This window comes from Tistrella bauzanensis, from assembly GCF_014636235.1.
Lineage (GTDB): Bacteria > Pseudomonadota > Alphaproteobacteria > Tistrellales > Tistrellaceae > Tistrella > Tistrella bauzanensis.
The window spans coordinates 56,827-71,071 of sequence record NZ_BMDZ01000012.1 but is presented as its reverse complement, the minus strand read 5'-3'; the positions used below and the strand labels follow the sequence as shown (position 1 = coordinate 71,071).

Below are 14,245 nucleotides of genomic sequence, written 5' to 3'. Positions count from 1 at the left end.
CAAGCTGCCGTCGACCATGAAGCCGTCCGGAGCCGCCACTGCCTGTGCCGCACCCCGAACGCTCGACTGTCGGCCGCCCCATCTCCGGCGACATGATCGTGGCGCCAGAGCGCACCATTTCAGATCATGAAACCAAAGATAAACGACCCGTGGTTGATATAGTCAGGGAACAATGCCTCTAGAGTCAATTATCCTTTTTCCTGATCGTCCCATGGTTGAATTGCGCTGCAAAAGAGCAGAAGGGGAGCGCCCATGACCCTGACAGCCGCAGAGACCGCAGACGCGGTGATGACACCGGCACGTCCGCTGGTCACCCGCTTCGCGCCCAGCCCAACCGGGCGGCTGCATCTGGGCCATGCGCTGTCGGCGCTGACCGCCCATGATCTGGCCCGGCGGCATGGCGGACGTTTCATATTGCGGATCGAAGACATCGACACCCAGCGCTGCCGGCCCGAATTCCTGGCGGCCCTGCTCGACGACCTGGCCTGGCTCGGCATCACATGGGATGAACCGGTACGGCATCAGTCGGCGCATTTCGGCGACTATCGGCTGGTGCTGGATGGCCTGTCGGCACGCGGGCTGGTCTATCCGTGCTTCTGCACCCGAGGCGACATCGCCGCTGAAATCGCGGCCAGCGCCTCGGCGCCGCATGGCCCGCCGCCGATGGGGCCCGATGGCCCGCTTTATCCCGGCACCTGCCGGCGGCTGAGCACGGCCCATCGTCGGGCAAGGCTGGCGGCGGGCGAGCCCCATGCCCTGCGCCTGGACATGGCGGCGGCGATTTCAGCGGCAGGCGCGCTCGGCTGGGTCGAGATCCAGGACGGTCGGCCACACCGGATCGCGGCCACACCAGCCATTCACGGGGATGTGGTTCTGGCACGCAAGGATGTGCCGGCCAGCTATCATCTGGCCGTCACCCATGACGACGCACTCCAGGGCGTCACCGATGTCGTGCGCGGCCGGGATCTGCGGGCGGCGACCCATCTGCACCGGCTGCTGCAGGCCCTGATGGGCTGGCCGGTCCCGGTCTGGCGGCACCACCGCCTGCTGACCGACGACCGGGGTCAGCGGCTGGCCAAGCGAACCCCCGGTGTGCGGCTGGCCGATCTGCGTGCCGCCGGGGTGACACCCGCCGAGATCCGCCACCGTCTGGGGCTGGCCCCGGTCGGCACCGCGACCGTCTGACCGGTCAGCACGACACAACACCCCACCATGGCCGGCGGCTGGCAGCCGGCCATGGTGGGGTGTTGATGGTTCCGGTGCCTGTATGGCTGTCCTCGTCTCAGCCGGCCCCGTATCGGCCGGCGGCGGACGGCCGGCGTCAGAAGGGCAGCACCCGGTCGGGCGGGGTGTGGCCGTCGATGAAGGTCTTGATGTTGATCAGCACCTTCTCGCCCATGTCGATGCGCGATTCCAGCGTCGCCGAGCCCATATGCGGCAGCAGCACGGCGTTTTCCAGCTCGACCAGCTTCGGGTTGATCGCCGGCTCGTGCTCGAACACGTCCAGGGCCGCGCCGGCGATCTGGCCGTCGCGCAGCATGCGGGTCAGGGCTGCCTCGTCGATCACCTCGCCACGCGCGGTGTTGACGATATAGGCGTCCTTCTTCAGCAGCTTCAGCCGCCGGGCCGACAACAGGTGATAGGTGGCGGGGGTGTGCGGGCAGTTGACCGACACGATATCCACCCGGGCCAGCATCTGATCCAGGCTTTCCCAATAGGTCGCCTCAAGCGGCGCCTCGATATCGGCGTGCAGGCGGTTGCGGTTGTGATAATGGATCGACAGGCCGAAGCCGCGGGCGCGGCGGGCCAGCGCCCGGCCGATGCGGCCCATGCCGATGATGCCCAGGCGCTTGCCCCAGATCCGCCGACCCAGCATATGGGTGGGGCTCCAGCCGTTCCACTCACCCTTGCGCACCATGCGCTCGCCCTCGGTCACCCTGCGGGCCACCGCCAGCAGCAGCGCCATGGTCATGTCGGCGGTATCTTCCGTCAGCACGTCCGGCGTGTTGGTGACGGTGATGCCGCGCTGGCGCGCCGATGCCAGGTCGATATGGTCCGTACCGTTGCCGAAATTGGCGATCAGCCGCAATTGCGGGCCGGCATGGGCCAGCACGCCGGCATCGATCCGGTCGGTGACGGTTGGAACCAGCACATGGGCGGTCTTCACCGCCTCGATCAGTTTGTCCTGCCCCATCGGGACATCGTCATGATTGAGCCGCGTGTCGAACAGCTCCATCATCCGCGTCTCGATCTGCTCGGGCAGCTTGCGGGTGACCACGACCACCGGCTTCGGCTTCACCATCGACACTCTCCCAAAACCCCGCCCACCTTGCACGGGGGCATGTTGCCCGGGCCGCGCCAGGGGCAATACCCCTTGCCGGTGCCGGGGTCCAGCTCCCCCGCGGCACCTGCCCGGTCCCCTTTCTTAGCAAATCGGCCCCGGGGTTACAAACCGGCCGACTGATTGCGTGAAGATCGCCTGCGGCGTAAGGTCTGAAATGCCGCCGGACGGGGTATTGCCGCCCGTTCCCGGCATATGGGCCGGCGCCGGCTCCAGCCGGGAGCCATATGGGCGCCATGCCGGTGGCCACGCCATTCATCCAGGGACCACATGCCGCCGATGTTCCACCGCCTGCTTCGCAGATCCTCCGCCCCGACGCATGCCATCACCAATGGCCGTGCCCCGATCCATGGCCGACCGGATGCCAGGGCATGGCTGCCACCTGTGTTCAGGCTGGCGGCATGTGTGCTTGCCATCTCCGCCATCCTGGCGGCCGGCATGCTGATGACCGGCGGCATCCTGTCTCACGCCGCCGACGACGGCGCGCCGACCGAGGGTGTCGAGGGCGCGACCGCCGGAGATGAGGCCGGCCGGGGCTGGGTGGGGCGCAGCGCCGAACGTCCGCCCCTGCCGCGCTTCGTGTCGATGCGCTCGGCAGAGGTGAATGTCCGCACTGGCCCGGGCACCCGCTATCCGGTCAGCGTGATCTATCATCGCCGCGATCTGCCGGTGGAGATCACGGCGGAATACGAGAACTGGCGCAAGATCCGCGATGTCGAGGGCGCCGAGGGCTGGGCGCATATGAGCCTGCTGTCGGGGCGGCGCACCGCCATCATCACCGGCGAGGTCCGCACCCTCTATGACCGGCCATCCGCCGATGCCGTCGCCCTGCTCAGGGCCGAACCGGGCGTGGTCGGCCGGGTGATGGCGTGTGAGCGCAACTGGTGCGAGATGGACATCGCCAACACCCGCGCCTGGATCCGCCGCGACGAGATCTGGGGGGTCTACCCGGACGAGGATTTCCGCTGACGACCCGCCCGAGCCGCCGACACTCCCTCAGGCGCCGTCCCCCCTTAGGCGCCGTCCCCCCCCTTAGGCGCCGTCGTCGAGCCCCTCGGCCTCGGCGTCTTCCTCAAGGCTGATGAGCGACCGACGGAACCGGGCGGCATGGGCGCGCTCGGCGCGGGCCAGGGTCTCGAACCACTCCGCCGCCTCGATCTGGCCTTCCGCGCGGGCGGTGCGGGCCATTTCCGGGTATGTCTCGGTGGCATCGGCCTCTTCGCTCACGATCGCCGATGCCAGATTTTCGGGCGTTGTGCCGATCGGCATGCCGGTCGCGGGGTCGCCGCCGGCTTCCTCCAGGAATTCCAGATGGCCCAGCGCGTGGCCGGTCTCGCCCTCGGCGATCGACCGGAACACCGCCGCAACGTCGTTGAACCCCTCCACATCCGCCTGACGGGCGAAATACAGGAAGCGGCGGTTGGCGGCCGCCTCGGCCAGAAACGCCTTCACCAGATTGGATTCGGTGCGCGTGCCGGCAAGCGGCGGCTCCGCCTGGGGGGGCTCGGCCTGAGACGGCTCACGGGCGGCTGGGGCGTCGGGCGTGGGGCGCTCGGTCATGCGGGTCCGATCAGCGGATGCGGATGATCACGTCGACGCGGGCGATCGATGCATCGCCCGGCGGCTCCGGCAGGCGGGCGATCTGCACCGCGTCTCCGGGGATATCCTGGAGATGGCCGCCATCCTCGTAGAAGAAGTGATGATGGTGGCTGATATTGGTGTCGAAATACGACCGGCCGCTATCCACCACCAGTTCGCGCAACAACCCTGCCTGCGTGAACTGGTGCAGGGTGTTGTAAACCGTGGCCAGCGACACCGGCAATGCCGCCGCCTGTGCCTCGCGGTGCAGCTCCTCGGCCGTGACATGACGGTCGGTGCCGTCGAGCAGCAGCCGGGCCAGGGCCAGCCGCTGCTTGGTCGGCCTCAGGCCTGCGGCCTTCAGCTTCTCAAGCACGGCGGTATAGGGGCGGTTGATGGACATTCCCGGCATCTCGGTCTGTTGGGGGCCTCTGTCATGTCGGCGCTGCTTGCCGCTGCCGCCGGCCCCATGAAGACGGGGCCCGGCCGCAACAGCGTGTGACTTCATGAAAGTCGCGCTCTGACGGGCGGTTAGCCAGGAATTTAGGTGCGTTCTATGCTGAGTGCAAGGCCGGAGGCGGGCAATTCCGCTCTCCGGCCCCGGCTCCAGGCGGTTGACGCAGGTCTGGCGGCTTCAGGCGGGCATCCGGGCCGGGCTCAGTCGCCGGTCCGGATGCGCTCGACCAGTTCGCGCACGCTCGGGACGAAGCCGTTCGAATAGAACGGGTCGTCGGCGAAGCGATAGGCGTTATGGCCGGCGAACATCAGCTCATGCTCGACATCCGATCCGTGGGCGATGTTCTGCAGGGTCTTCTGAATGCAGAAACTGCGCGGATCGGCCCGCCGGCCGGTGGTCCATTTCTCGTTGGCCGCCCAGTTGCTGAACTGGCAGGCCGACAGGCAGCCCATGCAGTCGATCTGGTCGGTATGGATCTGCTTCGCCGCGTCACCATCCACGAAGATCAGGGTGCTGTCGGGCGTCTTCATCGCCTCGTCATACCCGTCCGCCATCCAGCCCTGCGCCCGCTCGTGGTCATGGGCGGTCACATAGACCGGCCGGCCGCGGGCACCGATCGGCAGCGCCACCTCGTGGTCGCCCACCGGCTCGGTGGTATAGGCGATCTGGCGCTCGCTGCGGCCGCGCAGCTCCATCAGGAAGTCGTTGTTGACCGCCGAGGAATAGAAGCCGGTCGGGCTGAACTTGTGCAGATACACATCCCCCGGCTTCAGCGTCCGCAGCCGCTGCTTCCAGGCGTCGGAAATCGGGCTTTCCTGGGTCAGCAGCGGTCGGGTTCCGAACTGGAACGCCACCGGTGCCACCTCGGGATCGTCGATCCAGTGTTCCCACTCGCGCAGATACCACACGCCGCCGGCCATGATGATCGGCACGTTCTTCAGGCCGACCTCGTTCATCAGCGTGCGCAGCTCGCGCACGCGCGGATAGGGCGATTGCGGCTCCCGCGGGTCTTCGGCATTGGTCAGGCCGTTATGGCCGCCGGCCAGCCACGGATCTTCATAGACCACGCCGCCCAGCAGGTCGGAAAACCGGTGATAGGCGCGCTTCCACAGCGCCCGGAAGGCGCGGGCGGACGACACGATCGGGTAGTAGTACACCCCGTGCTCGGCCGCGATCTGGGCCACGCGATAGGGCATGCCGGCCCCGCAGGTCACGCCGTGGATCAGGCCCTTGGCCCCTTCCAGAACGCCCTGAAGCACGGTTTCGGCGCCACCCATCTCCCACAGCACGTTGATATGGATCCGGCCTTCGCCGTTCGCCATCTCATGCGCGATGCGGGCCTGGGTGATACCGCCGCGAATGCCATAGGCGACCAGTTCGCCATGACGCTCACGCCGGGTCTTGCCATAATAGGTCTGGGGGATCGGCCGGCCGTCTTCATCGAAGCTGTCGGCGTTCACGCCCGAAAACGTGCCGACACCGCCAGCCGCGGCCCAGGCGCCAGAGCTTTCGCCGTTAGAGACGGCGACGCCTTTCCCGCCTTCGACCAGGGGCAGGACTTCCCGTCCGGACAGGAGGATGGGGTTCAAGGGCTTCACGCTGCCTCCGCTACTCGTCCTTGCGTTCTTTACCGACCCGATGACCGTTCAGGCCTCATTCCGGGTCGCGCCGATGCATGTTTCTCCCGCCCTGTCGCCGGCCCGATCCTGAACGGTAACGAGCCCGCATGGCGGGTTGAGCGATACTTGGCCATGGTTCGTAGCCAAGTCCAGCCCCGCGGGTCCGGCTTTTTCGCACCGCACCCGGCTGACAGCCCTGCGCCGGCCACAGGCATCCCCACATATGCGGAAAGCCTCCGGCCGGCGCAGATCAGTTCAAAACGCGCACTTCCAACCGGCCCGGGGCCGGTTGATCCTGCGGATTACCGCGGGCCGCGGGGCTTGCGCGGACGGTCGCCACGGTCGCCGCGATCCCGGTCGCCGCGGGGCTCGCGATCGCCGCGCGGTTCACGATCGCCGCGCGGTTCACGGGGCTCGCGGGTGTCGGGCAGTTCCTCGCCGGTCGCCTGATCGACAACCCGCATCGACAGCTTCACCTTGCCGCGGTCGTCGATGCCCAGCACCTTGACCTTGACCTCGTCGCCCTCGTTGATCACGTCGGTGACCTGGGCCACACGCTCGCCCGACAGCTCGGAAATATGGACCAGGCCGTCGCGGGTGCCGATGAAGTTCACGAAGGCGCCGAATTCGACCACCTTCACGACCTTGCCGGTATAGATCGTGCCGATCTCCGGCTCGGCGACGATGCCCTTGATCCAGTTGATCGCGGCCTCGACCGCCTTCACGTCGACCGCGGCCACCCGGATGGTGCCGTCATCCTCGATGTCGATCTTGGCGCCGGTCTGCTCGGTGATCTCGCGGATCACCTTGCCACCGGTGCCGATCACTTCACGGATCTTGTCCTTGGGGATGTTGATCGTGGTGATCCGGGGGGCGTTGGCGCTCACCTGCTCACGCGCGCCACCCAGTGCCTCGGACATGCGGCCCAGAATGTGCATGCGGCCGTCGCGGGCCTGGCCCAGCGCCACCTTCATGATCTCTTCGGTGATGCCGGTGATCTTGATGTCCATCTGCAGCGCGGTGACGCCGACATCGGTGCCGGCCACCTTGAAGTCCATGTCGCCCAGATGGTCTTCATCGCCCAGGATGTCCGACAGCACGGCGAAGCCGTCGTCTTCCTTGATCAGGCCCATGGCGATGCCGGCCACGGGGCGCTTCAGGGGCACGCCCGCATCCATCATCGACAGCGAGCCGCCGCAGACCGTGGCCATCGACGACGAGCCGTTCGACTCGGTGATCTCCGACACGATCCGGATGGTGTAGGGGAACTCGGTCTTGGTCGGCAGCACGGCGCGCAGCGCGCGCCAGGCCAGCTTGCCATGGCCGATTTCGCGGCGGCCGGGGCTGCGCAGGAAGCTCGCCTCGCCGACCGAATAGGGCGGGAAGTTGTAATGCAGCATGAAATGCTCGCGATACTCGCCTTCGAGCATGTCCATGATCTGCTCGTCCTGGCCGGTGCCCAGCGTGGTCACCACCAGCGCCTGGGTTTCGCCGCGGGTGAACAGGGTCGAGCCATGAGCGCGGGACAGCAGGCCCACTTCCGAAACGATCGGACGCACGGTCTTCAGGTCGCGGCCGTCGATGCGCACGCCGTCCTTCAGAATCCGGCCGCGCACGATCTTGGCTTCCAGGCCCTTGAAGGCGCCCGACACCATCTGACCGTCCAGGCCCTCGCCCGCCACCAGCGCCTCGACGGTCTTGTCCTTGACCGCCTTGATCGCCTGCTGGCGCTGCTGCTTCACCACCAGGCCGTAAGCCTGTTCCAGACCGGCGCGGGCCACCGCGTCGACCCGGGCGGCAACCGGCTTGGCGGCCGGATTCTCAGGAACCGACCAGGGCTCCTTGGCGCATTCCTCGGCCAGGTCGATGATCGCGTCGATCACCGGCTGCATGCCGTCATGACCGAACATGACAGCGCCCAGCATCACCTCTTCCGACAGTTCCTGCGCTTCCGACTCAACCATCAACACGGCTTCGTCGGTGCCGGCGACGATCAGGTCCAGCGCCGTCTCGGGCATCTGCGACCGGGTCGGGTTCAGCACGTACTGGCCATTGATGTAACCGACGCGGGCGCCGGCGATCGGGCCCAGGAAGGGGATGCCCGAAATGGTCAGCGCGGCCGAGGCCGCCACCATCGACACGATGTCGGGGTCGTTCTCGGTGTCGTGGCTCAGCACGGTGCAGATGATCTGCGTCTCGTTGCGATAGCCATCGGCGAACATCGGGCGGATCGGACGGTCGATGAGACGCGAGGTCAGCGTCTCCTTCTCGTTCGGCCGGCCCTCACGCTTGAAGAAGCCACCGGGGATCTTGCCCGCGGCGAAGGCCTTCTCCTGATAATTGACCGTCAGCGGAAAGAAATCGACGCCGGGCTTGGGCTCGCGATGGGCAACCACGGTCGCCAGCACGGCGGTGTCACCATAGGTGGCGAGCACGGCGCCGTCGGCCTGGCGCGCGATGCGGCCGGTCTCGAAGCTGAGCTTGCGCCCGGCCCACATCACTTCCTTGCGATAAATCGTAAACATCGTCTCGGTCTCTCTCTTCCATTCCATCGGCGCAACCCTCGGCGGTGCAGGACAGGCGGGCTCCGCCGGACCCGGCCGTCCACACTCAGAAGCGCCCGGTGCATCCAGGCACCGGCGCGCCCCGGGGGTCACGCGGGCGGTACCGCCGGCGCCCGTCTGTCCGGCGCATCCGATCGGCGGTCCGCGTCGCAGCCGCATCCGGGCAGATCCCGGACCGGCTGCTTCAAGTCCATCGGGGGTTCCTGATCACTCCACCTGCCCCGACGGCAGCGATATCCCGCAACATCCGTCCCATGACGGCGGCGGGTCGAGCCTTTCAATCCATCCACGGCGGGCGGCGATTGTCTGCCGTTCGCGGCGGTCCGGATCGGGGCAGGCCCCGCCCCCCTGAACATCCGATGCGGTGGCCGCGCCTCAGGCGATGCCGGAGAGCGCCCATTCATCCAGTTGCCGCCGCGTCACCGGCAACCGGCAAGGCAAAGGGGGGCGCGACCGGCACCCCCCTTCGACCTTCAGATCACTTGCGCAGACCCAGACGCTGGATCACTTCCTTATAGCGGCCGTCGTCGTTCCGGCGCAGATAGTCGAGCAGCTTGCGGCGCTGGCTGACCATCTTCAGCAGGCCACGCCGGGAATGGATGTCCTTGGCGTGGGTCTTGAAGTGCTCGGTCAGGTTGCGGATCCGCTCGGTCAGGATGGCGACCTGGACTTCCGGGGAACCGGTGTCGTTGGTGCCACGGGAATATTCCGTGACCAGCTCGGTCTTACGGGATTTGGTAATCGACATCGGGTGTCCTTCCTTGGGTTCAGCCGGCGCTGCTGGGCAGGGCGCCGAGGTTGAAGCCGCGGACCGAACGGAGAACGCCGCCCTCCACCCGTGCAAGCGCCACAAGGCGCCCGTCGAGTGTCGCGCGGACAAGTTGTCCTTCGGAAGCGGCCGGCTCCCGCACAGAGCGCCCGTTGCGGAGCGCGTCTGCGTCGGGACCGGTCAGGGCCAGCGCCGGGATGTCGTCCAGCGCGGTCTCGACCGGAAACAGGTGGTCTTCGAGCGCGGCACTATGCACCAGCGCATCGAGCTTTTCCAGAGTGATTGCATGGGCTTCGGTGAAGGCGCCGGACCGGGTCCGCCGCAGCATCGACAGATGCCCCACCGTGCCCACCTCCAGCGCCAGATCGCGGCCGATGGCGCGGGCATAGGTGCCCTTGCCGCAGGCCAGCCGGAACCGGGCGTGATCAGCGTCGATGATCCCGGTCAGGTCCAGCGCATCGATCCGCACCCGGCGCACCGGCATCTCAGGGGTCTCGCCGGCGCGGGCCAGCGCATAGGCGCGCCGGCCGGCCAGCTTGATCGCCGAATAGGCCGGCGGCACCTGGTCGATCTCGCCCAGAAACGCCGGCAGTGCGGCCTCGATCGCCGCCCTGTCGGGGCGGTGATCGCTGGTCTCGACCACGGCACCTTCACGGTCGTCGGTCTCACGCGCCTCGCCCCAGCGCAGATCGAAGATGTATTCCTTGGCACCGTCCATGGCGTGGCCGACGGTCTTGGTCGCCTCGCCCAGCGCCACCGGCAGCACGCCCGATGCCAGCGGGTCCAGCGTGCCGGCATGGCCGACCTTGGCGGCGTTGGTGATCCGCTTCACCGCCGCAACCGCCTGAGCAGAGCTCATGCCCTCGGGCTTGTCGATGGCCAGCCAGCCGTCGATCGGCTCACCCCGGCGCCTGCGCGACACCGGGCTCAGCCCTCGCCCCGCCGGGCATCATCGTCGCGGGCATCATCGTCGCCGGCATCGGCCTCGCCATCCGAACCATCCTCATCCAGCCCGTCTTCATCCAGATCACGGCGGATCACCGGCTTGGCCAGCAGGCGGTCGATATGGGCGGCATAGTCGAAGCCGGTATCCAGCCTGAACAGCAGCCGAGGGGTGAATTTCAGCGACACCTGCCGGCCGATGCCCCGCTGAAGCTGCGCGGCCGAGCGGGCCAGCGCCTTGATCACCACCTGGGCACCGTCGCTGTCGAGCCCCAGGGGCGAGACATAGGCGGTGGCGGTGCGCAGATCCGGGGTCATCCGCACCTCGCTCACCGTCACCGGGCGGCCGTCGAGCTCGGGGTCATGGGTTTCGCCGCGCATCAGCAGCTCCGCCAGCACCTGGCGGATCTGTTCGCCGACACGAAGCTGGCGCTGGGTTGGTCCGGCAGCGCCTTGGGCGCGTTTGGGCATGATGTCAGTCTGCCGTTCACTAAAAGAAAAACACGTGGGGCGCCGCCGAAGATGGCCGCCGCATGATCGAAAAACGCCAGGGCCGGCCGGATATACCCGGTCGGCCCTGGCGCCTTACCCTGTCCTGCGGCCGGGATCAGGCGGCCGGTCGCCAGCTCAGGCCAACGACCTCAGATCGGCGACTTCAGCTGGGCGGCGATCTCTTCGACCTCGAAGGCCTCGATCACGTCGCCATTGCGCAGATCCTGGTAGTTGTCGAAGGCCATGCCGCATTCCTGGCCGGCCCGCACTTCCTTGGCGTCGTCCTTGAAGCGCTTCAGCGAGCTGAGCGTGCCCTCGTGGATGACCACGTCGTCGCGCAGCAGGCGAACCTTGCTGTCGCGGCGGACATAGCCTTCCGTGACCACACAGCCGGCGATCTTGCCGACCTTGGTGATCGCGAAGACTTCGCGGATCGTCGCCTGACCCGTGATCGTCTCGCGACGGATCGGGGCCAGCATGCCTTCCAGCATGCCCTTCACGTCATTGGTCAGGTCATAGATGACCGAGTAGTAGCGCAGATCCAGGCCTGCCTGACGCGCCAGATCCCGCGCCTGGGCGTTGGCCCGGACGTTGAAGCCGATGATCAGGCCATTGCTGGCCTGGGCCAGGGTCACGTCCGACTCGTTGATGCCGCCGACGGCGCCATGCAGCATGCGGACCGCGACTTCCTCGTTGCCGAGCTTGGCCAGCGTGGAGGTGATCGCTTCCAGCGAGCCCTGCACGTCGGTCTTGACCAGCACCGGCAGCTCTTTCTTCGCCCCGGCCGAGATCTCCGACAGCATCTGTTCGACAGTGCCACGAGCCCCGAGTGCGGTGGCCGCACGGGCACGCTGCTCGCGCTCGGACCGGAAGTCCGAGATTTCACGGGCCTTGCGCTCGTCTTCCACCACAACCAGTTCGTCACCCGCCTGCGGAACGCCCTGGAGACCCAGGATTTCCACCGGCACCGACGGCCCGGCCTCTTCGAGCTTGCGGCCCTTGTCGTCGATCAGCGCACGCACGCGGCCCCACTGGCTGCCGACCACGAAGGCGTCGCCGGTCTTCAGCGTGCCCTTCTGGACCAGCACGGTCGCAACCGGACCACGGCCCTTGTCGAGCTTGGCCTCGACCACGGCGCCCTGGGCGGCGCGGCCGGTATTGGCGCGCAGTTCCAGCACCTCGGCCTGCAGCAGGATGGCTTCCAGCAGCTTGTCGAGGTTGTAGCCGGTCTTGGCCGAGACCTCGACGGCGATGATGTCGCCGCCCAGTTCTTCCAGAACCAGTTCGTGCTGAAGCAGCTCGTTGCGCACCCGTTCGGGGTTCACGCCCGGCTTGTCGATCTTGTTGATCGCAACCACGATCGGCACACCGGCGGCCTTGGCGTGATTGATCGCCTCGACCGTCTGCGGCATCACGCCGTCATCGGCCGCGACCACCAGCACCACGATGTCCGTCACCTGCGCGCCACGGGCACGCATGGCGGTGAAGGCGGCATGGCCGGGAGTATCGAGGAAGGTGACGTGATCGCCGGTTTCCAGCTCGACCTGATAGGCGCCGATATGCTGGGTGATGCCGCCGGCCTCGCGGGCCACGACATCGGTCTTGCGCAGCGCATCCAGCAGCGAGGTCTTGCCGTGGTCGACATGGCCCATCACCGTCACCACCGGGGCGCGGTGGGTCAGGTCATCATCGGTATCGTCGAGACCCAGGATGCCCAGTTCCACATCGTCCTCGGCCACGCGCTTCACCCGGTGACCGAATTCGGTCGCGACCAGTTCGGCCGTGTCCGCGTCGATCGCCTGATTGATGGTGGCCATCACGCCCAGCGTCATCAGCTTCTTGACGACGTCGCCACCGCGCACCGCCATGCGGTTCGCCAGTTCCTGCACCGAGATCACCTCAGGCACGATCACGTCACGGATGACGCGGGCCTGGGGTTCGGCCTGCCGACCGGCGCGGCGCATGCGTTCGCGCTGACGGCGCATGGCCGCCTGGCTGCGCTGGCGTTCGCCCTCGTCGCCGCCTTCGACCAGACGCTTGATCTCGCCCTTGCCACCACGGCGACGATCGTCGCCGGGGCGCGCGGCCGGGGTCGCACGTTTGTTCGCGGCCTTGGCGCGGCTCTCTTCCTCGTCACGCTCGACCTTGCGGGCACGTTCGGCCGCACGGGCACGGGCGCGCTCGACATCATCGTCGAGAACCGGGGTGGTGGTGGCGCCGGGGGCCGCCGGCCGGGCACCGCCCGGACGATCGCCACGCGGCGGGCCGCCGGGGCGATCGCCGCTGCGGAAATCAGGCCGGGCCGCGCCACCGGGGCGGTCACCACTGCGGAAATCGGGCCGGTCACCACGCGGGGCACCGCCAGCCGGGCGGTCGCCACTGCGGAAATCGGGCCGGTCACCACGCGGGGCACCGCCAGCCGGGCGGTCGCCACTGCGGAAATCGGGCCGGTCACCGCGCGGAGCGCCGCCAGCCGGGCGGTCACCGCTGCGGAAATCGGGCCGGTCACCGCGCGGAGCGCCGCCACCGGGACGGTCGCCACTGCGGAAATCGGGCCGGTCACCACGCGGGGCACCGCCAGCCGGGCGGTCGCCACTGCGGAAATCGGGCCGGTCACCACGCGGGGCACCGCCAGCCGGGCGGTCGCCACTGCGGAAATCGGGCCGGTCACCACGCGGAGCGCCGCCAGCCGGGCGGTCACCGCTGCGGAAATCGGGCCGGTCACCACGGGGCGCGCCGCCACCGGGGCGGTCACCACTGCGGAAATCGGGCCGGTCACCACGCGGGGCACCACCAGGGCGATCGCCACGCGGGGCGCCACCAGTGCGGTCACCGCTGCGGAAATCGGGCCGGTCACCACGCGGGCCGCCGCCACCCGCCGGACGCTCGGTCCGGGGGCTGTCGCCTCGCGCCTCAACGGTGCGCGGGGTCTCGGCACGGGGCGCCGGCGCCTCGGGTGCCGGGGCAACCGGTGCCGCGGCCGCGGCCGCACGGGCCTCGATCTCGCGACGGGCGGCGTCCTCGGCCTCGCGGCGCGCCGCTTCCTCGGCCGCCTTGCGGGCGGCCTCCTCGGCGACCTTGCGGGCCTCTTCCTCGACCTTGCGGCGAGCCTCGTCCTCGATCTTGCGACGCGCTGCTTCCTCGGCCCTGCGGACCTCTTCCTCAGCGCGGCGCTTCTGATCGCTGATCGCCTGTTCAAGCGCCCGCAGGCGCACATCCCGCTCGTCCTGCGTCAGGCCGCCGTCAGCAGCGGCGCCACGCGCACGACCGCGACCGCCGCCGGAACCGCTCCGGTTGCCCTGCTCGGGCACCGACACGGTCCGCTTGCGCTTGACCTCGACCGTCACGGTCTTGGAACGGCCGTGCGAGAAGTTCTGGCGAACCTGGGCGCCTTCCGCCGCAGGCTTCCTCCTCAGCTCAAGACGCCCGGCTCCCGACAGGCTGAGCGCCTTCTTCTGGCCGTCCTCGTTGGTCTCGCTCATA

11 protein-coding genes are annotated in these 14,245 nt (G+C 68.3%); 2 read left to right on the top strand and 9 right to left on the bottom strand.

Annotated features, from left to right (window positions below):
* The first annotated feature begins 252 nt into the window (after positions 1-252).
* On the top strand, positions 253-1,185 hold the full coding sequence (gene gluQRS, locus IEW15_RS07520; protein ID WP_229707902.1) for a tRNA glutamyl-Q(34) synthetase GluQRS: 933 nt from the start codon (positions 253-255) through the stop codon (positions 1,183-1,185).
* Positions 1,186-1,321: 136 nt separating this feature from the next.
* Here gluQRS and IEW15_RS07515 read toward each other — a convergent pair whose 3' ends face one another.
* Positions 1,322-2,302 carry a 2-hydroxyacid dehydrogenase gene (locus IEW15_RS07515; RefSeq protein WP_188576382.1) on the bottom strand — a complete coding sequence of 327 codons (981 nt, stop codon included), beginning with the start codon at positions 2,300-2,302 and terminating at the stop codon, positions 1,322-1,324.
* A 444-nt stretch (positions 2,303-2,746) separates the two neighbouring features.
* Between IEW15_RS07515 and IEW15_RS07510 the strand changes: the two genes are divergently transcribed.
* Positions 2,747-3,310, top strand: a complete 564-nt coding sequence (locus IEW15_RS07510) for an SH3 domain-containing protein (RefSeq protein ID WP_229707901.1) — start codon at positions 2,747-2,749, stop codon at positions 3,308-3,310.
* A 63-nt stretch (positions 3,311-3,373) separates the two neighbouring features.
* On the opposite strand, the gene IEW15_RS07505 is transcribed toward IEW15_RS07510, so the two are convergent.
* The 8 genes from IEW15_RS07505 to infB all read right to left on the bottom strand — a co-directional run bounded on the left by IEW15_RS07505 (position 3,374) and on the right by infB (position 14,244).
* Positions 3,374-3,901, bottom strand: coding sequence for a rubrerythrin family protein (locus IEW15_RS07505; RefSeq protein WP_188576380.1), 528 nt, complete (start codon positions 3,899-3,901; stop codon positions 3,374-3,376).
* A gap of 10 nt (positions 3,902-3,911) precedes the next feature.
* Positions 3,912-4,322: an iron response transcriptional regulator IrrA gene (gene irrA / locus IEW15_RS07500; RefSeq protein ID WP_188576377.1), complete on the bottom strand. Its 411-nt coding sequence runs from the start codon at positions 4,320-4,322 to the stop codon at positions 3,912-3,914.
* A gap of 254 nt (positions 4,323-4,576) precedes the next feature.
* The gene (locus IEW15_RS07495) at positions 4,577-5,974 is read right to left on the bottom strand and encodes an NAD(P)H-dependent flavin oxidoreductase (RefSeq protein ID WP_188576375.1); all 1,398 of its coding nucleotides are present in this window, start codon (positions 5,972-5,974) and stop codon (positions 4,577-4,579) included.
* A 323-nt stretch (positions 5,975-6,297) separates the two neighbouring features.
* On the bottom strand, positions 6,298-8,520 hold the full coding sequence (gene pnp, locus IEW15_RS07490; RefSeq protein WP_188576373.1) for a polyribonucleotide nucleotidyltransferase: 2,223 nt from the start codon (positions 8,518-8,520) through the stop codon (positions 6,298-6,300).
* 517 nt (positions 8,521-9,037) lie between these two features.
* Entirely contained in the window at positions 9,038-9,307 is a 270-nt protein-coding gene (gene rpsO, locus IEW15_RS07485; RefSeq protein WP_188576371.1) for a 30S ribosomal protein S15, read from the bottom strand.
* Between the two features lie 19 nt (positions 9,308-9,326).
* Positions 9,327-10,250, bottom strand: coding sequence for a tRNA pseudouridine(55) synthase TruB (truB, locus tag IEW15_RS07480; RefSeq protein ID WP_188576363.1), 924 nt, complete (start codon positions 10,248-10,250; stop codon positions 9,327-9,329).
* Between the two features lie 5 nt (positions 10,251-10,255).
* Positions 10,256-10,741, bottom strand: coding sequence for a 30S ribosome-binding factor RbfA (gene rbfA / locus IEW15_RS07475; protein WP_188576361.1), 486 nt, complete (start codon positions 10,739-10,741; stop codon positions 10,256-10,258).
* Positions 10,742-10,911: 170 nt separating this feature from the next.
* Positions 10,912-14,244: a translation initiation factor IF-2 gene (gene infB / locus IEW15_RS07470; protein WP_188576359.1), complete on the bottom strand. Its 3,333-nt coding sequence runs from the start codon at positions 14,242-14,244 to the stop codon at positions 10,912-10,914.
* Position 14,245: the final 1 nt, after the last annotated feature.

Excerpts from the sequence above, each read along its gene's own strand:
- gluQRS (WP_229707902.1), top strand. The coding sequence starts at position 253 with ATGACCCTGACAGCCGCAGAGACCGCAGACGCGGTGATGACACCGGCA.
- IEW15_RS07515 (WP_188576382.1), bottom strand. The coding sequence starts at position 2,302 with ATGGTGAAGCCGAAGCCGGTGGTCGTGGTCACCCGCAAGCTGCCCGAG.
- IEW15_RS07505 (WP_188576380.1), bottom strand. The coding sequence starts at position 3,901 with ATGACCGAGCGCCCCACGCCCGACGCCCCAGCCGCCCGTGAGCCGTCT.
- irrA (WP_188576377.1), bottom strand. The coding sequence starts at position 4,322 with ATGTCCATCAACCGCCCCTATACCGCCGTGCTTGAGAAGCTGAAGGCC.
- pnp (WP_188576373.1), bottom strand. The coding sequence starts at position 8,520 with ATGTTTACGATTTATCGCAAGGAAGTGATGTGGGCCGGGCGCAAGCTC.
- rpsO (WP_188576371.1), bottom strand. The coding sequence starts at position 9,307 with ATGTCGATTACCAAATCCCGTAAGACCGAGCTGGTCACGGAATATTCC.
- rbfA (WP_188576361.1), bottom strand. The coding sequence starts at position 10,741 with ATGCCCAAACGCGCCCAAGGCGCTGCCGGACCAACCCAGCGCCAGCTT.
- infB (WP_188576359.1), bottom strand. The coding sequence starts at position 14,244 with ATGAGCGAGACCAACGAGGACGGCCAGAAGAAGGCGCTCAGCCTGTCG.